The 25,189-nt window shown below is 54.7% G+C and carries 22 protein-coding genes; 16 read left to right on the forward strand and 6 right to left on the reverse strand.

All coding sequences use genetic code 11. The features are described from left to right. Positions 1–3 precede the first annotated feature (3 nt). Positions 4–1,008, forward strand: coding sequence for a CehA/McbA family metallohydrolase (locus KXU80_RS23780; RefSeq protein ID WP_219835597.1), 1,005 nt, complete (start codon positions 4–6; stop codon positions 1,006–1,008). A 5-nt stretch (positions 1,009–1,013) separates the two neighbouring features. Further along, on the forward strand, positions 1,014–1,766 hold the full coding sequence (locus KXU80_RS23785) for a glycerophosphodiester phosphodiesterase (protein WP_219835598.1): 753 nt from the start codon (positions 1,014–1,016) through the stop codon (positions 1,764–1,766). A gap of 236 nt (positions 1,767–2,002) precedes the next feature. On the opposite strand, the gene KXU80_RS23790 is transcribed toward KXU80_RS23785, so the two are convergent. From KXU80_RS23790 to KXU80_RS23800, 3 genes are all read right to left on the reverse strand, one after another. Beyond that, positions 2,003–2,692, reverse strand: a complete 690-nt coding sequence (locus KXU80_RS23790; protein ID WP_219835599.1) for an MBL fold metallo-hydrolase — start codon at positions 2,690–2,692, stop codon at positions 2,003–2,005. A gap of 158 nt (positions 2,693–2,850) precedes the next feature. Next, on the reverse strand, positions 2,851–4,056 hold the full coding sequence (locus KXU80_RS23795; protein ID WP_219835600.1) for an MFS transporter: 1,206 nt from the start codon (positions 4,054–4,056) through the stop codon (positions 2,851–2,853). 78 nt (positions 4,057–4,134) lie between these two features. Beyond that, on the reverse strand, positions 4,135–4,419 hold the full coding sequence (locus tag KXU80_RS23800) for an ArsR/SmtB family transcription factor (RefSeq protein WP_219835601.1): 285 nt from the start codon (positions 4,417–4,419) through the stop codon (positions 4,135–4,137). A gap of 235 nt (positions 4,420–4,654) precedes the next feature. Here KXU80_RS23800 and KXU80_RS23805 point away from each other — a divergent pair, with 235 nt between their 5' ends. The 6 genes from KXU80_RS23805 to KXU80_RS23830 all read left to right on the forward strand — a co-directional run bounded on the left by KXU80_RS23805 (position 4,655) and on the right by KXU80_RS23830 (position 11,318). Further along, a complete protein-coding gene (locus KXU80_RS23805) occupies positions 4,655–5,788 on the forward strand; it encodes a GntR family transcriptional regulator (RefSeq protein ID WP_219835602.1) in 1,134 nt (377 codons plus the stop codon). Between the two features lie 329 nt (positions 5,789–6,117). Further along, positions 6,118–7,392 carry a glycoside hydrolase family 125 protein gene (locus tag KXU80_RS23810; protein ID WP_219835603.1) on the forward strand — a complete coding sequence of 425 codons (1,275 nt, stop codon included), beginning with the start codon at positions 6,118–6,120 and terminating at the stop codon, positions 7,390–7,392. Between the two features lie 17 nt (positions 7,393–7,409). Beyond that, positions 7,410–8,306: a carbohydrate ABC transporter permease gene (locus KXU80_RS23815; RefSeq protein WP_219835604.1), complete on the forward strand. Its 897-nt coding sequence runs from the start codon at positions 7,410–7,412 to the stop codon at positions 8,304–8,306. Between the two features lie 11 nt (positions 8,307–8,317). Next, positions 8,318–9,181, forward strand: a complete 864-nt coding sequence (locus tag KXU80_RS23820; protein WP_219835605.1) for a carbohydrate ABC transporter permease — start codon at positions 8,318–8,320, stop codon at positions 9,179–9,181. A 145-nt stretch (positions 9,182–9,326) separates the two neighbouring features. Continuing rightward, positions 9,327–10,670 carry an ABC transporter substrate-binding protein gene (locus KXU80_RS23825; protein ID WP_219835606.1) on the forward strand — a complete coding sequence of 448 codons (1,344 nt, stop codon included), beginning with the start codon at positions 9,327–9,329 and terminating at the stop codon, positions 10,668–10,670. A gap of 180 nt (positions 10,671–10,850) precedes the next feature. Beyond that, positions 10,851–11,318: a MarR family winged helix-turn-helix transcriptional regulator gene (locus KXU80_RS23830; RefSeq protein ID WP_219835607.1), complete on the forward strand. Its 468-nt coding sequence runs from the start codon at positions 10,851–10,853 to the stop codon at positions 11,316–11,318. Between the two features lie 107 nt (positions 11,319–11,425). Here the strand turns inward: KXU80_RS23830 and KXU80_RS23835 are convergent, their stop codons facing one another. After that, on the reverse strand, positions 11,426–12,361 hold the full coding sequence (locus KXU80_RS23835) for an SLAC1 family transporter (protein ID WP_219835608.1): 936 nt from the start codon (positions 12,359–12,361) through the stop codon (positions 11,426–11,428). A gap of 307 nt (positions 12,362–12,668) precedes the next feature. After that, on the reverse strand, positions 12,669–13,586 hold the full coding sequence (locus KXU80_RS23840; protein ID WP_219835609.1) for a LysR family transcriptional regulator: 918 nt from the start codon (positions 13,584–13,586) through the stop codon (positions 12,669–12,671). Positions 13,587–13,780: 194 nt separating this feature from the next. Here KXU80_RS23840 and KXU80_RS23845 point away from each other — a divergent pair, with 194 nt between their 5' ends. From KXU80_RS23845 to KXU80_RS23865, 5 genes are all read left to right on the forward strand, one after another. Then, positions 13,781–14,308: an NAD(P)H-dependent oxidoreductase gene (locus KXU80_RS23845; protein WP_219835610.1), complete on the forward strand. Its 528-nt coding sequence runs from the start codon at positions 13,781–13,783 to the stop codon at positions 14,306–14,308. A gap of 161 nt (positions 14,309–14,469) precedes the next feature. After that, positions 14,470–15,744, forward strand: coding sequence for an MFS transporter (locus tag KXU80_RS23850; RefSeq protein WP_219835611.1), 1,275 nt, complete (start codon positions 14,470–14,472; stop codon positions 15,742–15,744). A gap of 205 nt (positions 15,745–15,949) precedes the next feature. Continuing rightward, complete coding sequence (locus tag KXU80_RS23855) at positions 15,950–16,726, forward strand: DeoR/GlpR family DNA-binding transcription regulator (RefSeq protein ID WP_219835612.1); 777 nt, start codon at positions 15,950–15,952, stop codon at positions 16,724–16,726. 250 nt (positions 16,727–16,976) lie between these two features. Continuing rightward, complete coding sequence (locus KXU80_RS23860) at positions 16,977–18,782, forward strand: cache domain-containing sensor histidine kinase (RefSeq protein WP_219835613.1); 1,806 nt, start codon at positions 16,977–16,979, stop codon at positions 18,780–18,782. Beyond that, complete coding sequence (locus tag KXU80_RS23865) at positions 18,775–20,457, forward strand: response regulator transcription factor (RefSeq protein ID WP_219835614.1); 1,683 nt, start codon at positions 18,775–18,777, stop codon at positions 20,455–20,457. The genes KXU80_RS23860 and KXU80_RS23865 overlap by 8 nt, the downstream gene beginning before the upstream one ends. 132 nt (positions 20,458–20,589) lie before the next feature. On the opposite strand, the gene KXU80_RS23870 is transcribed toward KXU80_RS23865, so the two are convergent. Continuing rightward, the gene (locus KXU80_RS23870; RefSeq protein ID WP_219835615.1) at positions 20,590–21,249 is read right to left on the reverse strand and encodes an SGNH/GDSL hydrolase family protein; all 660 of its coding nucleotides are present in this window, start codon (positions 21,247–21,249) and stop codon (positions 20,590–20,592) included. A 218-nt stretch (positions 21,250–21,467) separates the two neighbouring features. Between KXU80_RS23870 and KXU80_RS23875 the strand changes: the two genes are divergently transcribed. The 3 genes from KXU80_RS23875 (at position 21,468) to KXU80_RS23885 (ending at position 25,103) form a co-directional block, all read left to right on the forward strand. Further along, complete coding sequence (locus KXU80_RS23875) at positions 21,468–22,397, forward strand: ABC transporter permease (protein ID WP_219835616.1); 930 nt, start codon at positions 21,468–21,470, stop codon at positions 22,395–22,397. A 13-nt stretch (positions 22,398–22,410) separates the two neighbouring features. Then, positions 22,411–23,289 (forward strand): carbohydrate ABC transporter permease, encoded by an 879-nt coding sequence (locus KXU80_RS23880; protein ID WP_219835617.1) that lies wholly within the window; start codon positions 22,411–22,413, stop codon positions 23,287–23,289. Positions 23,290–23,381: 92 nt separating this feature from the next. After that, complete coding sequence (locus KXU80_RS23885) at positions 23,382–25,103, forward strand: type 2 periplasmic-binding domain-containing protein (protein ID WP_219835618.1); 1,722 nt, start codon at positions 23,382–23,384, stop codon at positions 25,101–25,103. Positions 25,104–25,189: the final 86 nt, after the last annotated feature.

Consider the following 25,189-nt stretch of genomic DNA (forward strand, 5'->3'; position numbering starts at 1 on the left):
ATCATGACCTGGAAGGCTTGCGAGCTGCACAGCCATACGTTTCACAGCGACGGCAAACAATCCCTGCTTGAGCTCGCGAAGGGGGCGAAGGCGCTCGGCTTCGACTGCGTTGCCTTGACCGATCATAATACGATGACAGGCTTAGCGGGCAAGGAGCGCATTGAAGAAGAAACCGGCATGTCGATTATTTCGGGGATGGAATGGACGACCTTCTATGGTCATATGGTTACGATCGGGCTGACCGAATTCGTGGATTGGCGCCTGGCGGGACTCGGCGATATTCATCAAGGCATTGCCGAGGTTCACGCGCATGGCGGCATAGCCGGGATGGCGCATCCCTTCCGCATCGGCAGCCCGATGTGTACGGGCTGCTTCTGGGAATTCAACATCGAGGATTGGAACGATATCGATTATATCGAGGTATGGTCGGGCACGTTTCCTTCCATTAAGACGAATAATGCCCGCGCGTTTCGTCTATGGACGGAGAAGCTGAACGAAGGCTTCCGAATCGCGGCCACGTCCGGCAGAGACTGGCATACGCAGGAGCAGACGGATGAACCCGTCTCGGTTACGTATTTGAATATCGACGAAACGGAAGGCAGCCAGACGAGCAGAGCCGTACGCGCGCTTGCCGCGGGCAGGGCTTCGGTCACGATGGGTCCGCTGGTTACGTTGGAATTAAGGACGGCGTCCGCGGTTTATGGAATTGGAGACTGCGTGCCGAAGCAGGAGCGAAGCGGAAGCTATGAAGCCTTCGTAACGATCGATTTTCAGGCAAGGGCAGGCCTTTGGCATTATCCAGAGGCAGGTTATACGCTAGTGTTGACAGGCAATCATGGCCAGATGAGCGAGCAGCAGGTGCGATTGGATGAATCGGTATATAGGATTGAAATTTCTGGCGAGGAACTGATGTGGGTTCGGGCAGAGCTCAAGGGTACGGTTCGCGGCGTTCGGACGACGATCGCCTTCACCAATGCGATATATGCAGCAACTAGCGAAGGAGAGTGAATGGGATGACTTTTCAGTTTCCGCTCGTCACGGCTCACGCCGGCAGCATGGACATGGCTGCCCATACGCTTCACTCGGTGCAAGCCATGCTTGCGCTTGGCGTTGACGTCGTGGAGGAAGATATTCGCGTGACCCGGGATGGGATTCCGGTGCTCGCGCACGACGATGAAATGGTAACGGTTGACGGCGTAGGGGTAAGCCTCTCGGACATGACGTATGACCAATTAAGCGGGCTTCAGTTCCAAGCCGATCATGGCGATCGCGGCGAAACGGTTCGGATCTGCATGCTGGAGGCGCTGCTTCCAATCATCGGAGCCTCGGGCAAAACCATTAATTTGGACCTGAAGGTCGACGAGAGCATCGAGCCTGCAGCCGCGCTGGTCAGGAAATACGGGTTATCGGAGCAGGCGTTCTTCTCCGGCTGCGAACGGGACCGGGCCATGCTGGCACAGCAGCTTCATCCGGAGATGCGCAAGCTGCTGAATACGGATGTCAACCTATTCAAGACGATGACGTATACGGACGCCATGGTTCAAACCGTCGCGGATGCAAAGGAGGCAGGCTGCTTCGGCATTAATATCTATCACGGCATCCTGACGCAAACGTTCATGACGTATGCGGCTTCCGAAGGGCTGCCGGTATATGTATGGACCGTCAATGAGGCAGAGGCGATGGGCCAATTCGCGGCTTGGGACGTCGCTTCCATTACGACCCGCAATGTCGCGGAATTGATGAAGTTGAAGCAAACCTGGGTTTGATCCGGCGTAGAGCCGAGGCTCGCCTTATACAGGGCATAACCGGAACGCATGATTCTGGAGAAGCATCAGCGTTTGGAAGAACATGCGGGCCGCGCAGTGGATACGTTAAACACAGATATTGCAAGAGAAACGGGGGTGCCCAGCGTCATCTTTTGATGACTTTGGGACACCCCCTTGTGGTTTTACTGTGCAGAGCCGCCCCATGATCAGGGAAGTAGAAGCGATGATGCATGGAATTATTGCGGCTCATCCTGCGCGGTATCCAGAATAGCTTGAAGCCGTGAGCCGAGATCTCCTTCACATACGCCGCCGTGGTAAGCGATGGCTGTTTCGATATCGAGCGCCTGAAGTTTGGCGATGGACTGCAGCGCCGTGCGCTGATCGGACGTGTATGCCGGAACGAAGGAATGCAGGACGCCGTCTTGAGCCGTTAGCGCATCGCCCGTAATTAACGTTTTGCTCGGGATATGATAAAGCGATACATGATCCGGGGTATGGCCAGGCGTAAACACGACTTGAATGCCGCCGGCATAAGGGAGAATGTCTCCATCCTGCATAACGGCGTCGACCTTCACGGGCGCGGCATGTTTATTGCTCTTCACGAGCGGAAGTTCCCCGGCTAAGTATGGAACTCCAATTTCGTGGGCGAACACTTCAACCTTGTCGCCGAACAGCCGCACGAGCTCCGGCAGGCCTCCGATATGATCCATATCCTGATGGGTGATGATGATTTTGGTCAGCTTCTCGAAGGGAATGCCAGCCTGCAGAAATGCTTCGCGAATGTGCTCCACCTGGCCGGGGAGGCCGGTGTCGACGAGAATAACGTCTTTATCGTCCCACAGCAGCGCCGGGAAAACGATAAACGAATTACCTTGAACATTCATGTTGACTCGAATGGCCTGAATACCTGCGCTTGCTTGCGTCAAAGTGAACACCGCCTTATAAGAGTACGATACTAACTCATTATTTATCGAAGAGGGAAGGAAACGCAAGTTCTCTCCGGCTTTCAAGTGAAGTCATGACCCCCTGACTCCGAGCGAATCGCGAAGGCATTCTTGATTCGCGCGGCGTTAAATAGGCTCGCTTACGCGCTTGCCTTCTCTTCTTGCGCCATCTTTTTCTTCTGACGGGAGGCAGAGAGGGAGCCGCCGAAGTAACCGAAGGACGCGGCAGCGGTAAAAGCAGCAAGCGCAACGCCTGCAGCGCCAATCCAGCTGATGGAAGCGAGCGAAGCGTGTTCAACGACAAGGCCGCCTATACCGGCACCCGCAGCGATGGCAAATTGGATGACGGAACTGTTAAGGCTGAGCATGATGCTGGACGCCTCCGGGGCCAAGGTAATCAGATGATACTGCTGAGTTGGACCGGATGACCAGGCCGTGAAAGACCAGAACATGAGCAGCGGAAATACAAGAGCAGGCGAGTGGGCGGCTAAGGAAATCAGGATCAGCGCGATGGAATGGAGCACCATGCCGCTGACCAGGGTAGGGGAGAAGCCCCATTTATCCGTGCTGAAGCCGCCCAGCTTGGAGCCGATCAGGCTCGCGACGCCGAAGGCGAATAGGCCGATGCTCACGCCTTTCTCGCTCATCCCCGTGATATTCAGCAGGAACGGAGAGATGTAGGTGTAGGTGATGGAATAGCCGCCAATCCAGAAGAAGGAGATGAGCAGCGCAGCCGCGATTTTCTTATTCTTAAGGAGGCTAAGCTGATCACGCAGGGGCACCGGCTTCTCGCCGTCTGTTTGCGGGATGGTGAATGCGATCAGCAGCATTGCAAGCAGGCCGAGAACGCTGATGCCTCCGAAAACCAGCTTCCAATCGTATAGGGAAGCCGTAAGCCGGCCAAGCGGAACGCCGACGATAAGGGCCGTGCTGAACCCCATGACGAGCGTGGCGATCGCGCTGCCTTGTTTCTCGGGGGGAGCGAGCTTGGCGGCCACCGTTAATGCCGTCACGACGAATACGCCGCTGCTGAGCGCCAGAACGATACGGGAAGCAATCAAGAATCCGAATCCGGGCAGCACAAGGGCGGCCGCATTGCCGGCAACGAAGATTGCAAGCGAGTACAAGAGCAGCTTCTTGCGGTCCGTTTTGGCCGCGGTAGCGATTAAGAAAGGCGTCCCAAACCCATAAGCCAGGGAATAGACGGTAATGAGCTGACCGGCTGCAGCAACAGATACGCCAATATCCGCTGCGACTTTATCCAGAATGCCCGTAATAATAAATTCCGATGTCCCCACAAGGAAACTCACGACAGCCAACATATAGATTTTCCATGTATTTGACACAGGCTCCAGCTCCTCCATGAATCTTTCTCTGTTTATAATTTTATATCTCTAAAATCATAGAAATATGATTCGAAAAAATTACTGCTCCAGCAAATACGGCGCGTACTTTCGGGCCATTTCCCTGTTGACACTATAGTAAATATAGGTTCCGTCCTTGCGGAGCGTAAGTAAACCGCACTCTGTCAGCTGTTTTAAATGATGCGACAAGGTAGAGCCGGCTACGGATTCCAGCTTGCTGCCGATATCGGAGCAGCACAAATTCTTCTCCTCCGTGAGCAGCATCGCGATTTTAATCCGGGTCGGTTCGCCAAGAGCCTTGTAGATTTTAACTGCTTGTTTGACTTCCTCGTTGTTTTCGATCATGTTTTCCACCGCCCAATAAATTTCGTTATTTCTAAATCCATGGAATTATCCTAACATACGGAAGAAGAATTTGTATACACCATTATGCTGCGTCAGGCGGAACATATTCCGAAGCCGTATTTGCGGGGGATTCCAATGGGACGTCATACTTGACAAAAAGCGCAGTGAATGGTTGCGGGTTTATCCTTTAAATGATATTGTTGATATATCATTTCATTCCGGAGGGAAAACCTGCATGCAAGCGCCTCTATATGAGCAAATATACGGTTTTGTCCATGAACAAATTACTTCCGGGCAGCTGAAAGCGGGAGAGCGCGTTCCTTCGGAGAAGGAATTGGCCGAACAGTTTAACGTCAGCCGTATTACGACCAAGAAAGCGCTGGAAGGTCTGGCGCAGGAGGGGCTGATTACGAGGATGAGAGGGAAGGGTTCTTTCGTCAGCGATCACGCCGGTTCTGTCACGGCGATCCCTTCCTTGAAGCCGCCAACCGCAGATTCGGAGAAGCCTGACCTGCTTTTGCCCGTCTACCCGGCTAGAATGGTCGGCGTCTTGCTGCCGGATATTTCGGAATCGTACGGGCTGCGATTATTTCGTTCCATTGAAGAGAAGCTCTCTGAGCTCGGCTGCCATTTAGTCATCCGCTTGACGTACGATAAACAGGCAGAGGAAGAGAAAGCGATTCAATCGTTGATCAAATCCGGCGTTGACGGATTAATCGTATTTCCCGTCCACGGCGAGCATTACAGCACGGAACTTCTGCGCCTCGTTGTCGACGGCTTTCCGCTTGTACTGATAGACCGCTATATGAGAGGCATCCCAGCGTACTCGGTACATACGGATAACGAGAAGGCCTGCGAAGAGCTGACGGACTATTTAATCGACAAGGGGCACAGGGAGGTGGCCCTGCTGTCGACGCCGGCTGAGAATACGACGACGCTCGAAGACCGGCTGAAGGGTTTCTCCAATGCATTCATTAAGCGAGGGCTCAGCCTGAATCAGGATCATTTCGTCACGAATCTGTTCAGCTCGCTTCCCAAGTCCTTCGAGAACCACAATATTCAGATCGACCAGCAGCTGCTGCGCAAGTACATGCATGCGCACCCCACAACGACGGCTTTCGTGGCCTGCGAGTATAATTTGGCGCGGGTGCTGAAGCGGGAGATCGAGCTGATGGGCAAACGGGTGCCCGAGGACTACGAGATTGTTTGCTTTGATTATTTGAGCGATAATTTCGACGTGCCTCAATTCGTCCATATCCGCCAGAATGAAGATGCGATGGGAGCCAAGGCCGTCGAAATTCTGAGCAGCCTCTGGCGCGGGGAATTCCCGCTGCGGCAAAGCGTGATCGATTTTTCACTTGCTCAATAATGATCAAGTGCCATAGATTACTCGATCGACAGAGGGGCGCATCGTTGAAGCATTCACCTGATGAACAGTATAGATAACGAATGGACGGGATTTGCGCTGCTGCGCGCATCCCGTTTTTTTGTGTGCCGAGAAGAGGCTGTAAGCTAACGATTTGAAAAATATACCATTTAGTATATTGTTTCATTAATGATATAAAAGTAATGTTGACATACTAACATATGGTATAATATACTTCACTAGGGGAGTCATTCGAGGGTAAACGAAAGCGCTTTATGCGAGGAAGCTGCCCGCATGGAATGATTGCCGCCAAGATGACGAAGGAGGGCAACATGAATTCAACATTGACTACATTCATAAATGAAACCGCTGACAAACTGACGAAAATTCGTCCTGATCTGGTTCAATCCTTTAAACAATGCTACCCCAATACGCTGGAGACGACTGTGGAAGCCTTGGAGGATGGAACGACCTTTATTATAACCGGTGACATCCCGGCCATGTGGCTTCGCGATTCTTCCGCTCAAATCCGGCCGTATATGAAACTGGCCGCAAAGGATGCCGAGCTGGCTACCTTGTTTAAAGGGGCCGTTCATCGCCAAGCACTATACTTAACGATTGATCCTTACGCAAACGCTTTCAATAAAGAGTCGAACGGACACGGTCATCAAACTGACGCCACGCAGATGGGACCATGGATCTGGGAACGTAAGTACGAGCTGGATTCCCTGTGCTACCCGGTGCAATTATGCAAGGATTATTACGCGGCTACCGGAGATGCTTCTGTCTTCACGGAAACGGTGCACGCGATGCTCCGCAAGATTGTAGATACGATGCTGGTCGAGCAAAATCATGAAGCCCAATCACCATATACCTTCGAGCGCAAGGACATTCTGCTTCCGTCCGATACGCTGCCATTCAAGGGAAAAGGAACGAAGGTGAACTACACGGGGATGATCTGGTCCGCGTTCCGCCCGAGCGATGACGCCTGCAAGTACGGCTATCTCATTCCGGCGAACATGTTCGCAGCTGTCGTTCTGGGTTATATCGCCGAGTTCGCGGAGCAATTCTACGGAGACAGCGCGCTTGCTTTGAAAGCGCTTCAAATCAAGAAAGATGTTGAGTTCGGCATCGAAACGTACGGTATTGTGGATCATCCGCGGCATGGACGGATCTACGCCTACGAGACGGACGGCTACGGCAACTATAACCTGATGGACGATGCGAATGTGCCGAGCTTGCTGTCCATTCCGTACTTGGGCTACCGCTTGGCAGACGACGAGATCTACAAACGGACCCGGTCTTTTGTGCTTAGCGCCGACAATCCGCATTATCATGCCGGGCAATTTGCGCGCGGCATCGGCAGCCCCCACACGCCGCTCGGCTATGTGTGGCATATCGGCCTCATTATGCAGGGCTTGACCTCGACCGACTCGGCAGAGAAGGATGCCATCGTCGATATGCTCGCTCAGACGACCGCCGGCACGGGCTTCATGCACGAGAGCTTCGATCCCGATCAGCCTGAAACATTTACACGCCCTTGGTTTGCGTGGGCAAACAGCCTGTTTGGGCAATATCTAGCTGAATGGGTGAACGAGAAAGCGTAGAACAGGAGGGTGCAAGAATGAAGAAATCATTTTGGCAAAAGGACGGCGTCATCGGCTACATGTTTATTCTTCCGGGCGTCATCGGGTTCTTATTCTTCGTCGCTTATCCGCTGCTCTCTTCCATCTACTTCTCAATGACCAAGTGGAGCGGCTTCGATACGCCGAAGTTTATCGGACTGAAGAACTTCAAGTATATGTTCACGATGGACCCTACCTTCTGGCCCGGCTTAAGGGCAACGATATTGTACGCGGTCATCAGCGTTCCGCTCGGCTTGGTGCTGGGGCTGGCGCTTGCGATGCTGCTGAATCGAAGCTTGCCCGGCATCAAAATATTCCGTACGCTGTTCTATCTGCCGGTCGTTCTGCCAATCGTGGCGACCTCGACGCTTTGGCTGTTCGTTTACGAGCCGCAGTTCGGGCTGGCGAACAATGTGCTCAAGGCAATTGGACTGCACCCGGTCGAGTGGCTGACGGATTCGCGGACGGCGTTGATGTCCTTGATGGTCATCGCCTTGTGGGGCGTAGGCTCCAACATGATTATTTTCCTCGGGGGATTGCAGTCCGTTCCGAGTGATGTGTACGAAGCGGCTGAGATCGACGGGGCAAGCAAATTCCGCGCCTTCTTCAGCGTTACGATTCCGCTCATTACGCCGACATTGTTCCTGCAGCTCATTACCGGCATGATCGGTGCGTTCCAAACCTTCGTGCAGCCGTCGATATTGACCAAGGACGGCGGACCTGACTTCTCGACCATGCTGCTGAACTTCAGCATTTACAAGAACGCCTTCCAGGGCCAGGATTTCGGATATGCGATCGCGCAGGTCTGGGTGCTGTTCGTGCTCATCATCCTGTTTACGATTATCGCGTTCAAATCTTCGAGCAGCTTCGTCTACTATGAAAATGATTCCCGGTAAGGAGGAACGACATGACTGGAAATAATGCGGCTGTTACGAAGAGACAACCAATCCGAACGGGATCCGTCATTCGATTTCTGTTCCTGCTGGTGCTGTCCATCTCGATGATTTATCCCGTGCTTTGGATGCTGACGATTGCGCTGTCAGGGAGCGGCGGCATGTTCGAGGTGCCGCCGGAATGGATTCCGCACGAGTTTCATTTCAACAACTTTATCGAAGGCGCGAAGAAGGTGGAGTTTGGCCACGTATTCCTGAACAGCCTGATCATCTCCCTGATTGTTACGATTGGTCAGGTCGTCAGCTCCTTGTTCGTCGGCTACGGCATCGCGAGAATTCCGTTTCCGGGGCGTAAGCTGTGGTTTTACTTGTTCATCGGAAGCATGATGCTGCCTTCTATCGTCAGCTTGATCCCGGTCTTCTTCGTATTCGCGAAGATCGGTTTGTACAACACATGGTGGCCGATTCTGCTGCCCGCTTTCTTCGGTAATCCTTTCTTTATCTTCTTATGCCGCCAGTTCTACAGCGCGGTGCCTTACTCTTATGACGAAGCCGCCAAAATCGACGGCGCGAACCATCTTCAAATCATGACCAAGGTAATCGTGCCGATGAGCATCCCGCTAGTTGTTACGATGATCATTCTCAGCTTCCAGGGCTCGTGGAATGAATATTTGCAGCCGCTCGTTTATTTGCAGGACCAGAAGCTGTGGCCGTTATCCGTTGCAGTCGCTTCCTTCAGCGGCGCTTACGGGACGACTTGGAATCACTTTATGGCGGTCAATCTGCTTTACATGCTGCCGCTGCTCATTTTGTTCTTTGCCGCACAGAAGTATTTCATGCAAGGGCTTGGCTCGCTCAACAATTCAGGGTTGAAATAAGAGCGGAGACTTTCCAAGCGCAGCACACGTTTATTCTGCTAGGGGGTGAGCAGGCAGCAGCGAAGGATAGGAATGGTCATGCATGGGTGTTACCAAGGGGAGCTTGAAGAACTCATTTGTACGATTATGAGGAGGTTATATTCAAATGAAACAAACGACAAAAAAATGGTCGGCACTTCTATTAACAGTTGTATGTACGGCAGGCGTGCTTGCAGGCTGCGGCAGCAACAGTGACAACGCGAACACAGGCGGCAATGCCGGAACGAATGCCGGTACGGGGAATGGAAACGCAGGCGGAGATAAAGAAGTCAAGCTGACCATGATGACATGGGAAGGCAAAGAAATGACGGCCGCGATCCAAGAAGCAGTCAAGAAATTCGAATCCGACAATCCGGGCATTAAAGTCGAGGTGCTGCCGACGCCGCTGTCGGATTACACGACCAAGATCAACTCGCTGATCTCGATCGATCAAGCACCGGACGTCTTTATGAGTGGGAACGACACGGAGCTCATCTCCGGCAAGAACGGCCAGCTGTACGATTGGACGGGGAAAATGGATGAAGACAAAAACTTCTTCGATAATTTCTACCCAGGCATCATTCCGAACTGGCTCGTGGACGGCAAGTTGTACGGCATTCCGGGACTTATGAACAGTTACGGCGTATTCTACAATAAGAAAATGTTCGCGGACGCCGGCTTGAGCGAGCCGAAGGCGGGCTGGACATACGAAGAAATGATGACGGACGCGCAGAAGCTGGCTAAGAAAGGCGAGATGTTCGGCCTCTACATGCAGGCCACGAACGATCCGTTCGGTATGTCAAACTACGCGGCTTCCGCAGGCGATACGCCATTCGCGGATTCCATCACGAACGCGACTAAAGTGACGGTCAGCCCGAAATTCGAGGAAGCGGTAAACCTGTACCGGGACGGTGTGGCTGCCGGCAGCATCGCGCCATTCAGCCAAGTGGTCGACAATTACGCGAACCTGTTCAAGGAAGGCAAAGTGCCGATGCTTCAAGCGGGACAATGGTATGCGGATGATTTCATTCGCAACGCCAAGGATTTGCAGTGGGGATATGCGCCGAGCCCTATCGTCGAGAAGTCCGTCGCGACATATGATGCGATCGGATTCGCGAGTCCGGCCAAAGTTAAGAATCCGGAAGCGGTCTATAAGCTGATCAAGTTCGTCGCAACGGAAATGTACGAGCAGGTGCTGCCGCAATTCCCAGTTGCGCCGCCGACCTATCAGCCATCCGCGAAGCCTTACTACGACAAGCTGAAGGAAGCGGGTCATCCGGAGATGGCCGATGCGATCGACTATATGCTGAAGGCCGAAATCAAGACGCCGGTACGATTCATGGAGCCTTGGTCCGCTAAAGCACAGAAATTCATCGACAACACGTTCAAGAAAGTCATCGACGGCAAATCGCCGGTCGAAGATCTGAAGAAAATGGAAACGAATATTAACGCTGTTATCGCTGCGCCGTAATATCAAGTAGGGATCTCCCAAGCAGAACCGCTCATCTGGCGGTGCCGCTCGGGCAGATCCCTTTTTTTATCGGATGCCCGACCGGCTCGTCCAACGAGTAGAAGTGACAGATTTGACACTTGCATTCCTTTGCGCTATATATGTTGTATGTACAAAATAAGAATGGAGGAGGGATAGCCAATGGATGATTCATTCGATCATTCGGTTGCTCCTGTCGATCGCTCAATAGATGATGATTTCCTCCGCACGTGTTTGTTTTTTAATGCTAACCGGCTGAGCCGCATCGTTACGAAGTTGGCCGAAGAAGAATTCGCGGTCACCGGCCTTTCGCCGATGTACGGCTATTTGATTCGGATCGTTAACGGCAGACCTGGCATCACCCAGAAGCTGCTTGCGGAGATGCTATATATCACGCCGTCGACGCTTACGCGATTTATCGATAAATTGGAAGGAAAGAAGCTGGTTACGCGCAAAGTGCAGGGGAAGACGGTTCTGGTGTACCCGACCGAGAAAGGCATTGCGCTCGAGCCGACCATTCGTTCCGCATCCATTCAATTCAAAGCGAAATACGAGCAAATTCTCGGCAAGGAAGTTTCACGGCTGCTATCCATTGAAATCGAGCGAACGAGCGGGCTTATGGAAGAATAATGGAAAACAGTGCCGCGGTGAGCTGACAGATCTGCTAAATTGAGGCACATAATAAAGCACCGGCCGAGGGCCGGTGCTTTATTTGTATATTTAACCGGCAGCCCTATTTACTTCTGTGGTACGGAAGGAACCGCGGCCGGCGGGTAGTATCTGCGAAGGGCAAACAAGCGGATGGAAGCAATCGCGACGAGAAGCGTCAGTAAGAGAGACGCGGCAAGCACGACGGCGGTCACGGTCTGGAAGATAAAGGCATGCTGCTCACGCGCCATTATCAGAAGTCCCTGCGCAACGGTTGCGACACCGAACGTATACGCCCAGTAACCGGCCGCGAACGGCTGTTTGCGAAGCCAGCCCAGCGAAATCGCGAGCGATAAGGTTAAGAAAAGCGAATAACCGGCTAGCGCGTATGTGATCATCGACTGGGAGGCGCTATCACTCAGTACCTGATACGCAACGAGCACGATTGCACCCGGCGCCATATAGATGCCCATGAAATTCCGGGTCCTCTCCGCTAAGCCGCCGGTCATGAGCTGCTGCAGCAGAACGGAATCGAGAATGAGCCAGGAGATCGTGCCGACGCCGAATATCATCCAGCCGTATTCGCGGTAACCGAGCAGACCGGCGACGAGCGCATTGACGAGAACGCTCGCTGTATAGGTCAGGAACAGGGACGGCGTCGTTTGGTCCGGCGTCCGCTGCGACATCCACATATGCGCGAATCGGTACAGCGCGTAAGCAAGATTGGATATCGAACCGATCCAGAAGAGAACGGTCGTCACAACCGAGCTGTAGGGGTCAACGGCGATCGCCATGAGCAGTATCGATTCCGGCACAAGCGCCAGGAAGGAGGCTTGAACCGGATCTCGAAGCTCCGTTAGGGCGGCGGATCTGTTGGTTATCCATTTGTTCACGAGCAGCAACCCCCACCATAGGAAGGACAGGAGCGCGAGAAGCTCAAGCACTTCCCCGTACATGGCAGGGATGCTCCATGTATCGCGGGCGAAGCGAAGTGCATTGCCGGTCTCGGCAAGGCCAAGCGTCATCGCGAAGAACGATGCCGGCGCATTAGGAAGCTTTCGGGCTGCGGTAATGTTGGCCGGCGAATTGGCATTGGCGGCAGATGAAGTAGTTATCGCAATTTCCTCCTTTATAATTGATGTGAGTGTATTGTCCGAGGTGCTGCACTCATTATAGGTTTAGTATATCCATAGATCAATATCGCATATTCTATAAAAATGATAGATTTCACACATGATTAGAACATAAAAAAGCTGCCCTGAATCATGGAGTCATGACCAGGACAACCTTAGACATACGGCGGCTTTATGCCGGCATGGGCGCATGTAGTGCCTACATCACACGAACAGAGCTCGTTCTGTTCCCGACCTTGTTGCGGATAATAAACTGCTGGAGCATGTCGATATAGGCGTTTGCGGCACGGCTTAGAAACTTGCCTTGGCAGTAAATCACGCCGACTTCGCGCGTTACAGACGGATTCACAACAGGAATCGCTTCTAGCGAGCCGTCATTATGCAAGTCGATGAGCGATTTGGACAAAATACTAATGCCGGCTCCGGATTTGACCAGATTGAATATGGAGTCAATCGTATTCGTTTCGATGGCCGGCTCCAGCGGAAAGCCCAGCGTGCAGCTTGTCGCTTCCAATAGCTGGCGGCATTTGTGACTCTCGGGAAACATGATGACGGGCAGCTTCTTCACTTCGTCAAAATCGATTTTTTTCCGTTTAGTCAGCATATGGCCCTTCGGCGCGATCAAATAAAACTGCTCCTCGTATAGCGGAACCTGCTCCAGCCGGTTATCGCCGGCCGGGAAGATCGTAAGGGCGGCATCCAGCTCGTTGCGTACCACTTTAGCGGCGACGTCCTCATCCGCGACGATGCGAATTTTGATATTCGGAAACTGTTTATTGAATTCCACGAGGGGCAGCGTAACCAGATGATTCAACTCTCCCGGCAGACAGCCGATCGTAAGCATACCTCGGTCTCCGTCGTGAAGCTCTTGAATTTGCTCCTTGGCGCTATGAAGCGTATTGAACATCACCCTCGTGTGGGATTTTAGTATGAAGCCGGCTTCCGTTAGGGCGATCTTCTTGCCGATCCGGTCGAATAGAGGCGTGCCGATCTCATCTTCTAACGCCTTGATCTGATGACTGAGCGTCGGTTGTGTGATGCCCAGCTTATCCGCGGCGCGAGTGAAGTGCATCTCCTCGCAAACGGCGGCAAAGTACTCCAATTGTCTCAGCTCCATCGGAACGTAACCCCTCTCTTATAAGTAAACAGCAGCGTTTGAGTTTGTGATGTGACTTATGTTACCCCTTTTCACTGCGAAAAGCCATGTCTAACTTGCTTTGCGGGAATGCGAAGTATTGACATTATGGCATCCATCGATTAATCTTTGTTGTACATACAAAATAAAAACATAACAAAAGGAGCTATAATCCGATGTCCAAGAAAACGCTTGTCATCGTCATCCATCCAAACCTGGAGAAATCCCGCATTAACAAACGGCTGGCCGAGGAGCTGTCGGAAGCCGAGAACGTCACGGTTCACCGTTTGCACGAAGCCTATCCGGACGAGGTGATCGACGTCGAGCACGAGCGCCGACTGGTCGAGGTACATGACCGAGTCGTGCTGCAGTTTCCGTTCTACTGGTACAGCTCGCCTTATCTATTGAAAAAATGGCTCGATCTTGTTCTTCAGATGGGCTGGGCATATGGACCAGGCGGTGATAAAATGGAAGGCAAAGAGCTTGCAATCGCGATTTCCACTGGCGGAGCGGCGGACGCCTATCAAGCCGGCGGTTTCCATCATTATTCCATCAGCGAGCTGCTTCGTCCCTTCCAAGCAACCGCGAATCGCGTGAAAATGATCTTCAAAGCGCCGTTTGTCGTGAATGGCATACGCGAAGTAAGCGACGAGGAGCTGGAAACGAAAGCTGCTCAATACGCGGCATTTGTTGTACAGCCCTGAACGTAAAGCAACTACAGGCGCGGTTCCAGCAAGGGGCATAGAAGATTGCTTCGCAGGGAGCGATTTGCGGCAGTTGATCGCCGCAATCATTGGTTGTACAAATAAACAGACGGAATAGACACAATCGTTATTCGGTCTGCAAATATGGAGGGATAAGAAGCATGAAGCCGCCTGCGGCAGTGTCTAAATTTTATTACGGTTGGGTGGTCGTCCTTCTTGCCTTTGTGTCCCTCCTCGTATCCGCCGGCATCCGGTCGATGCCAAGTATCTTCATGGTCCCGTTCGAGCACGAATTCGGCTGGAGCAGAGGCGGGATTTCCGGCGTCATCTCCATCGGTATTTTTCTCTATGGCCTGATCGGTCCCTTCTCGGCCGCGCTGCTTGCCAAATTCGGCATACGCCGAATGATGGTTATCGCGCTAGCCGTGCTTGCGGGCAGCCTTGCCATAACCCCTCTAATAACGGAGCTGTGGCAGTTCAAGCTGCTGTGGGGGCTGGTATCCGGACTTGCAACCGGCATGATGGCGAACGTGCTTGGCGTTACCGTCGCGAACCGCTGGTTCGTGGAGCGCAAAGGCTTGGTCGTCGGCATTCTGACGGCCAGCGCCGCCACCGGTCAGCTGCTGTTCCTCCCGCTGCTTGCGCACATTACGGTGAATGACGGCTGGCGGCATGCCGTATACACGTCGGTTGCAGTCGTGCTTGTGCTGCTTGTTGTCGTCGCCTTGTTCATGCGCAATCATCCGTATGACGTAGGCGCAGCCGCTTACGGAACGAGCGAAGTCGTGAAGCCTGCCGCCTTCCAGGGCAGTATCTTGCTGACGCCTTTGCTGACGCTGCGCGACGCCTTGAAGAACCGAACGTTCTGGCTGCTCGGCGGCACATTCTTCTTCTGCGGCTTCTCGACGAACGGCTTGATCGGCACGCACCTTATCGCGGCCTGCGGCGATCATGGCATCGAGGAAGTAATGGCAGCGGGTCTGCTTGCCTTCATGGGGATTTTCGACCTGGTTGGCACGACATTGTCCGGCTGGCTGTCGGACCGGTTCGACGCCCGGAAGCTGCTGTTCTGGTATTACGGGCTGCGCGGTCTGTCGCTCTTATTCCTTCCGTATGCACTCGATACGACGCCGACGATGCTTGTCGTGTTCTCCGTATTTTACGGGCTGGACTGGATTGCGACCGTGCCGCCGACGGTTAAATTGGCTGCCCAGGAATTCGGTAAAGAGAAAGCCGGCATGGTGTTCGGCTGGGTCGTCGTCGCCCATCAAATCGGCGCTTCGATGGCTGCTTATGGCGCCGGCATCGTGCGCGATATGACCGGCACGTACACGACCGTATTCGTCACGGCCGGATTTATCTGCCTGATCGCCGCGATCATGGCGCTTCGTATTGCGAAGAAAGCGGCGGCACTGCCTGTATCCGTGCAAGCTTAATCGGCGTTCAGACCGCGCCTGGATAGATAGGACGGTCGATCATTCAACAATTACGGCAAGGCGCCTTGGGAATAGGCGCCTTTTTGCTGCGCGGCATTTACTATGGGAGATGGCAGGCGAGAACCATACCTTCGAGGATATGGACGCGGTGGCGTTGAAGGACGTAAAATAAGAGCAAGACTAAGTACGAAAGCGATGGAATCGGATGAACCCTTTGCGAAGATACGAGAAAATCATGGAAACCTTGCTGGCGGCCCGAGAAGTGACGGTCGCGGAGCTGAGCGAACAGCTGGAAGTGACGGGCAAGACGGTGCGGGAGGATCTGGCCAAGCTGGAGGAGAAGGGACTGCTGCAGCGCATCCATGGCGGCGCCGTGCTGGCTCAAGCGAACCAGCTCGGCATTCTGTCGCCGAAGCGCGAGGAAGCGCCGAATGCGGCAGAGCGCCAGGAGATCGCCGCGCTTGCCGTATCGCTCATCGAACGCGGCGACGTCATTGCCCTGGACGGAGGACGAACGACGCTTGAAATCGCCAGGCAGCTGCCGGATCAGCCGCTGACCGTGGTGACGAACGACCTGTTTATCATCGCGGAGCTGGCCCGTAAGGAGGCGGTACGCTTGGTCGTGCCGGGCGGCTACCAGATGCGCAACATGCTGATCGGCGCGGAAGCGGAGGCGTATATCCGCAAGCTGAACATCTCGAAAGCGTTCCTGTCCGCGACGGGCGTACATCCGGCGTCCGGATTTACGATTTATGCCGGCGAGTCGGCGGAGATCAAGCGGGCGTGGCTGGAAACGGCGAAGACGGCCTACGTGCTGGCGGACCACGAGAAATTCGGGCAAGGGGCGCTGTTTACATTTGCTAAGCTGGATGAGGTTGAAGCGATACTAACGGATTCCGGCATGCCGCACGAAACGGCCGAGCAGTACCGCCTTGCAGGCATCCGGCTGATGATACGGGGGAATGGGAGCATTGAGCTTTGATAAACGGGGAAGTCGGCGCATGTGACCGACACTTCTGGCGGGCGGAGGGCTCATTAAAGACGGATGCCGAAGCATCGGCAGGCGTGCGGCCTTAGCGGCTTCAGCCGATCTGCTGATGGAGATAAACCGAGCAGCGAAGAAGAACCTGCCTTTCGAGGCAGGTTCTTTTTGCCGATTTACCCGGCTCGTACCCCGTGATAGAATGAATAACGCAGCTTACGGGAGACGGGGCGGAAAGGAGGACACAGCAATGAGAACACTGCGCTTCTATCGCAGCTGGAGCGTGACGGCGAAATTCGTCGCCATCTATGTGTCCATCCTGCTGGTGTCGCTCACGGTAACGGGTTTTATCTTGTACGTGCAGGCATCCCAATCGGCGGTTTCGCAGGCGCAGACCGTCATGGAGCAGAATGTGCTGCAGACGAAGAACAGCATTTCGGAGAAGGTGAACATGATTGAGAATATCTCGCAGATCATTTCCTTCGACTCCAGAATTCAGACCTTGCTTGGAAGCGCCTTCATTAATGAAAGCTTCCAGCTGGAGGATTACCGCTACAACGTTGTTCCGATTCTGGATAATATGATGCGTCAAAACCCCTATATCCATTCGATTCATGTGTATATGGACAACGAGACGATCCCGGAGCTGTACGAGCTGTACGACGGGTTCTACGGGATGAAGCGCATTCGCTCGGAGAGCGGGTACCGCGTGTTTCTGGACAATCGGAGCAAGCAAACCGTGTGGCGGGATCTGCACCTGGAGAAAGTGCTTTCGACGAAGCCCGGCAACATTCAGAAGGCGGACGTGTTCTCGTACAACCGCAAAATCTATTCGATTCAAAACTTCGACGTGGCAGGGCTGGTCGAGATCGAAGTGACGCAGAACGAGCTCTTCCAGTCGCTGAAGGACTCCATCTCGGGCAATCTGGGCAGCGTCTTCGTAATCGACGAGGCCGGCAAAGTCGTATCCGGCAATCTGCCTGGTGCGTACAAGAAGCAGACGGCGGAGCTTGGTCTTGCGCCGCTGCCGCCGAACGAGAAGGTGAACGAGATTCAGCGCGTGAACGGTGTCCGTTCGATCGTGATTTCAATTCCGCTCGTAGGCCCGGGCCTGCGGGTCGTCGGCGTCTTCCCGGTCAGCCATTTTAACGATAAAGTGACGCATTCGATTCGTATGATCCTGATCGTGCTTGCCTTTGCGCTGCTGCTGCTCAGCCTGCTCGTTTATTTCGTCACAGTGAAGCTGCTATCGCGAATGAAGCTGCTGCTGAAGGCGATGAAGCAGGTGCGCGAGGGCTCGCTCGACGTGTCCGTGCCCGTCGTGGGAAGCGACGAGTTCTCGCAGATGACGCTCAGCTTCAATCATATGACAAGCCGGATCCACGATTTGGTGGAAACGGTTTATAAATCGGAGCTGCTCGAGAAGGAGGCGGAGCTGAAGGCGCTGGAGTCGCAGATCAATCCGCATTTTCTATACAATACGCTGGCGACGATTTCCTGGGTGGCCCGCAAAGCCAAAGCGCCCGACGTGACGCAAATCGCCAATGCGCTGGCGAAGTTTTACCGGCTGGTGCTGAATAAAGGCAGCTCGGAGACGCTCCTTGCGAATGAAGTGGAGATGGTGAAGGCCTACCTGCATATTCAGAAGTTCCGCTTCGAGGACCGGTTCGATGCCGTCTTCGAGATCGAGGACGGCGTGATGGATTGTTATACGCCCAAAAACATTTTGCAGCCGATTATCGAGAACGCGCTTAATCACGGCATCGAGCCGAAGCGTTCGCACGGCACGATCATTATTCGGGCGGGCATTGAAGCGGACCGAGTCGTGCTGCGCATTATCGACGACGGCGTCGGCATGGCGAAGGACCGGATCGCGGACGTGCTGGCAGGTCAAGCCGTGAAGACAAGCGGGAGCGGCTACGCGGTCAAGAACATTATGGATCGGCTGCAGGCGTACTACGGGGAAACGCACAGCTTCGAGCTGTTCAGCAGGCCGGGCATCGGCACAGTCGTGACGATCACGTTTGCCGCAAGGAGGAGAATGGGCGATGTTTAAAATGCTTATCGTCGAGGATGAGCGCTGGGAACGGGAAGGACTCGTCGACTTTCTTGAATGGGAAGCGATGGGGATCGGAACGGTCGAGACGGCATGCGACGGCATCGAAGGGCTGGAGAAAGCCCTTGCGCTTCAGCCTGATATTATCGTGACCGATATTCAGATGCCCGGAATGACCGGCATTGAGATGGCCGGTCGGATTCGCGAGCAGCTGCCCCAAGTACGGATCGTCGTGCTGACCGGCTACGACGATTTCGAATTTGCCCGCGGCGCGCTTCGGCTGGGGGCCGTCGATTATGTGCTGAAGCCGGTCGAGGAAGAAGAAATGCGCAGCACGATGCTGAAGGTCGTGCGGGACTGCGAGCAGGAGCGGTTGAAGCAAGGCGAGGAGGCGCGCCTGCGGCAGGAGAACGGCCAGAGCAGGCGCGCCGCGCTGCGGCAGCTGTTCACGGAGCTGCTGACATCGGGGGGCGCCGCGGAATTCGCGGCCGATTCCATCCTGCAGCTTCAGGATCTCGGCGGCTTCGAGGCCGGTGCGTATTCGGTCTGGATCATTCAGCCCTCCAGCCTGCTGCAGACGCAGGAGATCGATGGCTTGGAGGAGACGGCGCAGTCGGTGCTGGAACGCTCCTGTCTGGTGCAGACAGTGCCGGGCTATGGCGGCGGCAGTGCATTTGCCGTGCTTGTGCCGCTCGATTCCGAGGAGACCGGCAGCCAGGAATTACTGGCTGAAGAGCTGCTCCGGGCGCTGGAGCTGCCGCCCGCGAGCCCTCACAGCCAGCAGGAGCATGCGGGACAGCCAGCCGAAGCCGTAAGCGGAGCCGCGCCTTACGCTGAAGCCGGGGCGGTGCTGCTCGCCCTCGGAGCGGTCACGGACAAGCTCGAGGAGGTAGGCGAATCGTACAGGCAGGCGCAGCACGCGCTCCGGTTCGCGGTGTTTACCGGCCGAAGCGGCATTGCCCAGGCCGGCGAATTCGAGCGGGCCAAGCAGCAATTTGCGCTCGTGTCGGAGACGTTCGCCGGCCGCTGCCAGGAGCTGACGAAGCAGATCCGCATCGGCGTCGCCGGTTTGGACGAGAGCGGCACGGCAGCATGCCTTGACGAGCTGTTCGCCTTGTTCGCTGCGCAGCCCGGCGCGGACAGAACGTATGTCGGCGCGGTGCTGAGCGGCTTGATCGGCGAGCTGTCGCCGCTTGCCGCCGTGCACGGCGCGGGAAGCGCCGGCGAAGAGGCGGAGCGGCTTCGCGAGCTGCTTGCTTGCGAACGGCTGGCGGATATGCGCAGCTGTGCCAGCGGGCTTGTAACCGAAATCGCGGCCCGCTTGGACGCGAAACGAAACCACAAAGACGACTATGTCGTGAGCCGCGTCATTCGGATTATCGAGGAACGATACGGCGAGGCCGACCTGAATGTAACGCTTGTCGCCGGCGAAGTATTCATGTCGCCGAATCACCTGGGCATGATTTTCAAGAAAGCGACAGGGAAGACGCTGAACGAATATGTGCTCGCGTACCGCCTGACGAGAGCGGAAGAGCTGCTGCGCACGACGAAGCAGCGGGTCGCTTCCGTCGCGGAGCAGGTCGGCATTCCGAACACGTCGTACTTCGGCACGCTGTTCAAGCAGGCCTACGGCATGACGCCGGGCGGCTACCAGGAAGTCATGCAGCGGCAGTGACGAGCGGAAGCCGCACGCCCTCAGCCGCGACATGCAAAAATGCCCCAAGCGCAATGTAAAACGGCGCTTGGGGCATTTTCGTTTAAGCCTGCCGGTGTTGGCGCAGGCCGGGGCGGTTCCGGCACTGGATGATCAGCGGCGTGCGGAGGGCAAAGCGGCTTCGACCGTTCTCAGCCACTGTCTCGCGATCAGCTCATGTCCCGCTGCCGTGGGGTGAAACCCGTCCCACAGCCAGTAGGCTGCAGCAGCAGTCTGTGCCGCATCGTCGAATAGCTGCTGGAGCGGCACATGGACTGCTCCGAAGGCGGACGCGATACGCTTGATCGCTTCCTGACGAAGCCCGATCTCTTCCCGCCAGCGTTCCCACTGCTCGCCCACCCGGCCGACAGGCAGAACAAACGGCTCGCACAGGACGAGGCTCAGCGCCGGATTGGCCTCTCTTGCTTCCTCCAGCAGCAGGCTGTAGACGCGCTCGAATTTCGGGGCGGGGGCACCGCTGGCGTCGTCGAACGCCTTCAGAATATCGTTAACGCCGACGAGGATGCTCAGCACATCCGGCTTCAGGTTGAGGGCGTCTTCCTGCCAGCGCGCATATAAATCCACCGCGCGGTTGCCGCTGATCCCTTTGTTAATGAACGTTAGATTGCGCGCCGGATAATCCGCGCCGAGCCGGCTCGCGATCAGATGGACGTAGCCGTGGCCGAAGATATGGTTGGGGTCGCTGTCGCGTCCCCGGTTGCCGTCCGTGATGGAATCGCCCTGGAACAGAATGGTCGTATTGGGTTGAAACATGCAGGCATTGCCCCTCTCCATGAGTATGTAACCCAAGGGTAGCAGGAAGGAGAAGCAGGCGTCAACGCGGCGAAAGACAGCGTTTACAAACACCGTTGGTTTCTGATACCCGCGTAGTTTTTTTGTATTTCGCCCCGTTTCGACCGATTTTATAATAAACGTAAGCGTTATCACTAGCAGCGAGAGCGAACAAAAGAGAAGACGAAAGGAAGACCTCTATGCGTACAATGCCCGCCAAACGCACATTTGCCAAACGGTTATGGGTGCAGCGTTACCTGATGATTCTGACGCTGCCCGCCGTGCTTTGGATCATCGTGTTCAATTACATTCCCATGTACGGCATCATTATTGCCTTTAAGGAATATACGCCGTTTCAAGGCTTCCTCCACAGCCAGTGGACGGGCCTTGCGAATTTCCGGGAGCTGTTCACGGACCCGACCTTCAAGGATTCGCTGTCCAATACGTTCAAAATCAGCATCTACAAGCTGGTGCTCGGCTTCCCGCCGCCGATCATTCTGGCGCTTCTGTTAAACGAGCTGGTCTTCAAGCGTTTCAAGCGAATCGTGCAATCGCTAACCTATTTGCCGTATTTCGTATCCTGGGTGCTTGTCGTAGGCTTCATGTACACGCTGTTCGATCCGGAAACAGGCGTGCTCAGCCGGCTGCTGATGAAGCTTGGCGTCATCGGAAGCGACACGATGCTGATGGGCGATACGCATTCGTTCCTGACGCTGGTCGTGGCGACGGAGATCTGGAAGAACATCGGATGGAACTCCATCATCTACCTGGCCGCGATTGCAGGAATCGATCCCCAGCTTTACGAAGCGGGCGTCGTTGACGGAGCGAATCGGTTCCAGCGCGTATGGTACATCACGCTGCCCGCGCTCAAGCCGACCATTATTATTTTGCTCATATTGTCGATCGGCGGGCTCGTGAACTCCAACTTCGACCAGATGTATTTGATGCAAAACTCGATGACGCAGGATGCCGCCAACGTGCTGGCTGTTTATTCCTACAAGATGGGTCTTGTCTCCGGCAGGTTCTCCTACGGTACGGCCGTTGGACTGTTCCAGTCGATCGTGGCCTTCGTGCTCATGTACGCGGCGAATTACTCCTCGCGGAAACTCACCAAAGAAAGCTTGTTCTAGGAGGGAGAACGTTATGGTTGCCAATTCGAAAAGCTGGTCAGGGCGAAGTTTCGACATCTTGAACGTGCTGCTTCTGGTCACGCTCTGCGTGATGACCCTGTACCCTTTTTACAATATTGTTATTACTTCGTTTAATGATCCGACCGACGCCGCCCGGGGAGGCATTACGTTCTGGCCGCGCGAATTCTCGGTCGAGAACTACAAGATGGTGTTCAAGGACGACAACATGATTCGCGCGTTCATCGTGACCATCGCAAGGACGCTCGTCGGTACGGCCGCCGCGGTGCTCTTCACCGGCGCTTTCGCCTACGGCGTGGCGAAGAACGAGCTGATCGGACGCAAATTTTTCCTGATGCTGGCGATCGTGACGATGTATTTTAGCGGCGGCATCATTCCTTACTATCTCGTCGTGGCCAAATATTTGCATATGAAGGGTCACTTTCTCGTCTATATCGTGCCGAATTTGTTCAACGTCTTCAACGCGATTCTGATGCTGACGTTCTTCAAGGGGCTGCCGAAGGAAATCGAGGAGTCGGCGAAGATCGACGGCGCCAATGATTTGCGCATCTTCTTCCAGCTGGTGCTGCCGGTGTCGAAGCCGGTGCTCGCCACCATCGCGCTGTACAACGCCGTCTCCCATTGGAACGCCTGGTACGATGCCATGCTGTTCGGCAACGAGAAGCTCGTCACGCTGCAGCAGATTCTCATGCAGATCATCAGCTCCAACAGTAACGTCAGCCTGCTGGCGAACAATCTTGGCTTCGGCACGGTGACGGCTGCGTCGCTAAAGTTGGCAACAATGGTGATCACGACGCTGCCGATCGTGTTTACGTACCCGTTCGTTCAGAAATACTTTGTCCAAGGCGTTATGATCGGCTCGGTCAAAGGGTAAGGCTGCTTCGGCTTTAAGGGCTCACGCCGTTTAAAGTATAGAGAGAAAGTCCGCATTCATCGGTTCAGATTATAACTTCAGGAGGTCATCAAATGGAAACGAAAGGTTTGAAAGTGCTTGCTGCTGCCGCGATTGCGGCAACGGTTCTAGCCGGCTGCGGATCTGGTGGAGGCAATGACGGCGGAAACGGCGCGGCAAATACGGCCAGCGACACAAAGACAACGAACAACGCCGGCAATGCAGCAGGAAACGCGGCGACGCAAGCGGACAGCGGTCCATCTTGGAAGAAGGATACGTCCCCGTTCACGTTCACGCAATATTTCTACGGCAACTGGGCGTCCAACTACCTGTGGAAGGATCAGTACGCCATGAAGCTGGCGACGGAGAAAACCGGCATTACGATCGACCGCAAGCTGGCGACCGGGAATGACGAGGATTACTTGAACACGATGATTGCCTCCGGCGATCTGCCGGACACGATCATGCTGGATTGGAACAACCCGGCCGTTACGAAATTGATCAAGAACGGCATGGTGTACTCCATGGACGAATTGATGGACAAATACGCGCCGGATCTGAAGAAAATGCTCGATCCCGATATGGTCAAATACCATTCCATCGACGGCAAGCTCTGGTACCTGCCGAACTTCTACGAGACGAAGGACAGATTGACGAGCGGCGTGCCGATTACGCCGATCCGCCCTTGGTTTATCCGTTCGGATATCTACAAGGCAATCGGAAGTCCGAAGATCGAGACGACGGACGATTTGACGAACGCGCTGAAGCAGGCGAAAGCGAAATTCCCGAAAATCAGCCCGGTCGGCGTGGAGTTCTTCGACGTGGCGAAGATTGGCTTCGAAGGCAGTCTGTCGATGGATTACTTGATCGATTCCTTCTCGCCGAAGCTGCTTGAGGACCGCGTGAAGGCCGACAAGCAGATTGTCGAATATCCGATGCGTAACAAAGGGTTTATCGACGCGTTCCGCTACATGAGCCAGCTGAGCCGCGACGGCCTGTTCGATCCGCAGCTGCTGATCTACAAGCAGGAGCAGTACGAAGAGAAGCTGTACGGCGCGCAGTATGCGGTCGCTTCGCAGTTCATGAACGGCATGTATACGCAGTACAATCCGAAGATCGAAAGCACGCTCGGCAAGGATCAGAAGTACCAGGCGCTCGGCGGCGTGAAAGCGAACGGTCAAGATCCGCGCTATCCGGCTTCCCGCCTGATGGGCTGGCAGGGCTTCTTCATTACGAAAGCAGCGAAAAACCCGGAGCGCATCATCCGTTTCCTGGAGTACGCATGGTCGGATGAAGGCCAGCTGGATTTCCGTTACGGCAAAGAAGGCGAAACGTATGACATGGTCGACGGCTTGCCGCAATACAAGCCGGAAGTGCAGGAGCTGATGCTGAAGGACAACAGCGCATGGTACGCCAAATACGGCTTTACCGCATCGACGCTCCTCTGGCGGGCAGGCAAGCTGTGGGATGATGCCTCGACGCGCGACTTCAAGAAAGACCAGCCGGATCAGTTCGCAGCGGCGAAGGAATTGGAGAAGTACAACTTCGACAACTACTCGCTCGGCATGGAGAACCTGGAGCCGGACGGCTCGTCGCCTGAAGGCGTCATCAACGCGAAGATCAAGGATCTGTGGAACAAAACGATTCCGAAGCTGATTCTGTCCAAAACGGACGCGGAGTTCGACGGCATCTACAACGACTTTATCGGCCAAATGGATCAAGTCGGCGCCGAGAAGGTCGAGAAAGTAATGTGGCAGCGCCATCTGCAGGATCTGGAGAAGAAAGGAATTCAATAAGACGAAGAACGGACCGCCGGGGCTACCCGGCGGTCCTTCGTATATTTAGGTCAACCAGCGATACGTGGTTGACCTCTTTGTTGTTC

The organism is Paenibacillus sp. R14(2021) (assembly GCF_019431355.1).
In the GTDB taxonomy this organism is placed as follows: Bacteria; Bacillota; Bacilli; order Paenibacillales; family Paenibacillaceae; genus Paenibacillus_Z.

What these genes read in the sequence shown, in the direction of transcription:
- KXU80_RS23780 (WP_219835597.1), top strand. Translation starts at nt 4, where the DNA reads ATGACCTGGAAGGCTTGCGAGCTGCACAGCCATACGTTTCACAGCGAC.
- KXU80_RS23785 (WP_219835598.1), top strand. Translation starts at nt 1,014, where the DNA reads ATGACTTTTCAGTTTCCGCTCGTCACGGCTCACGCCGGCAGCATGGAC.
- KXU80_RS23800 (WP_219835601.1), bottom strand. Translation starts at nt 4,419, where the DNA reads ATGATCGAAAACAACGAGGAAGTCAAACAAGCAGTTAAAATCTACAAG.
- KXU80_RS23805 (WP_219835602.1), top strand. Translation starts at nt 4,655, where the DNA reads ATGCAAGCGCCTCTATATGAGCAAATATACGGTTTTGTCCATGAACAA.
- KXU80_RS23810 (WP_219835603.1), top strand. Translation starts at nt 6,118, where the DNA reads ATGAATTCAACATTGACTACATTCATAAATGAAACCGCTGACAAACTG.
- KXU80_RS23815 (WP_219835604.1), top strand. Translation starts at nt 7,410, where the DNA reads ATGAAGAAATCATTTTGGCAAAAGGACGGCGTCATCGGCTACATGTTT.
- KXU80_RS23820 (WP_219835605.1), top strand. Translation starts at nt 8,318, where the DNA reads ATGACTGGAAATAATGCGGCTGTTACGAAGAGACAACCAATCCGAACG.
- KXU80_RS23825 (WP_219835606.1), top strand. Translation starts at nt 9,327, where the DNA reads ATGAAACAAACGACAAAAAAATGGTCGGCACTTCTATTAACAGTTGTA.
- KXU80_RS23830 (WP_219835607.1), top strand. Translation starts at nt 10,851, where the DNA reads ATGGATGATTCATTCGATCATTCGGTTGCTCCTGTCGATCGCTCAATA.
- KXU80_RS23835 (WP_219835608.1), bottom strand. Translation starts at nt 12,361, where the DNA reads ATGACGCTTGGCCTTGCCGAGACCGGCAATGCACTTCGCTTCGCCCGC.
- KXU80_RS23840 (WP_219835609.1), bottom strand. Translation starts at nt 13,586, where the DNA reads ATGGAGCTGAGACAATTGGAGTACTTTGCCGCCGTTTGCGAGGAGATG.
- KXU80_RS23845 (WP_219835610.1), top strand. Translation starts at nt 13,781, where the DNA reads ATGTCCAAGAAAACGCTTGTCATCGTCATCCATCCAAACCTGGAGAAA.
- KXU80_RS23850 (WP_219835611.1), top strand. Translation starts at nt 14,470, where the DNA reads ATGAAGCCGCCTGCGGCAGTGTCTAAATTTTATTACGGTTGGGTGGTC.
- KXU80_RS23855 (WP_219835612.1), top strand. Translation starts at nt 15,950, where the DNA reads ATGAACCCTTTGCGAAGATACGAGAAAATCATGGAAACCTTGCTGGCG.
- KXU80_RS23860 (WP_219835613.1), top strand. Translation starts at nt 16,977, where the DNA reads ATGAGAACACTGCGCTTCTATCGCAGCTGGAGCGTGACGGCGAAATTC.
- KXU80_RS23865 (WP_219835614.1), top strand. Translation starts at nt 18,775, where the DNA reads ATGTTTAAAATGCTTATCGTCGAGGATGAGCGCTGGGAACGGGAAGGA.
- KXU80_RS23870 (WP_219835615.1), bottom strand. Translation starts at nt 21,249, where the DNA reads ATGTTTCAACCCAATACGACCATTCTGTTCCAGGGCGATTCCATCACG.
- KXU80_RS23875 (WP_219835616.1), top strand. Translation starts at nt 21,468, where the DNA reads ATGCGTACAATGCCCGCCAAACGCACATTTGCCAAACGGTTATGGGTG.
- KXU80_RS23880 (WP_219835617.1), top strand. Translation starts at nt 22,411, where the DNA reads ATGGTTGCCAATTCGAAAAGCTGGTCAGGGCGAAGTTTCGACATCTTG.
- KXU80_RS23885 (WP_219835618.1), top strand. Translation starts at nt 23,382, where the DNA reads ATGGAAACGAAAGGTTTGAAAGTGCTTGCTGCTGCCGCGATTGCGGCA.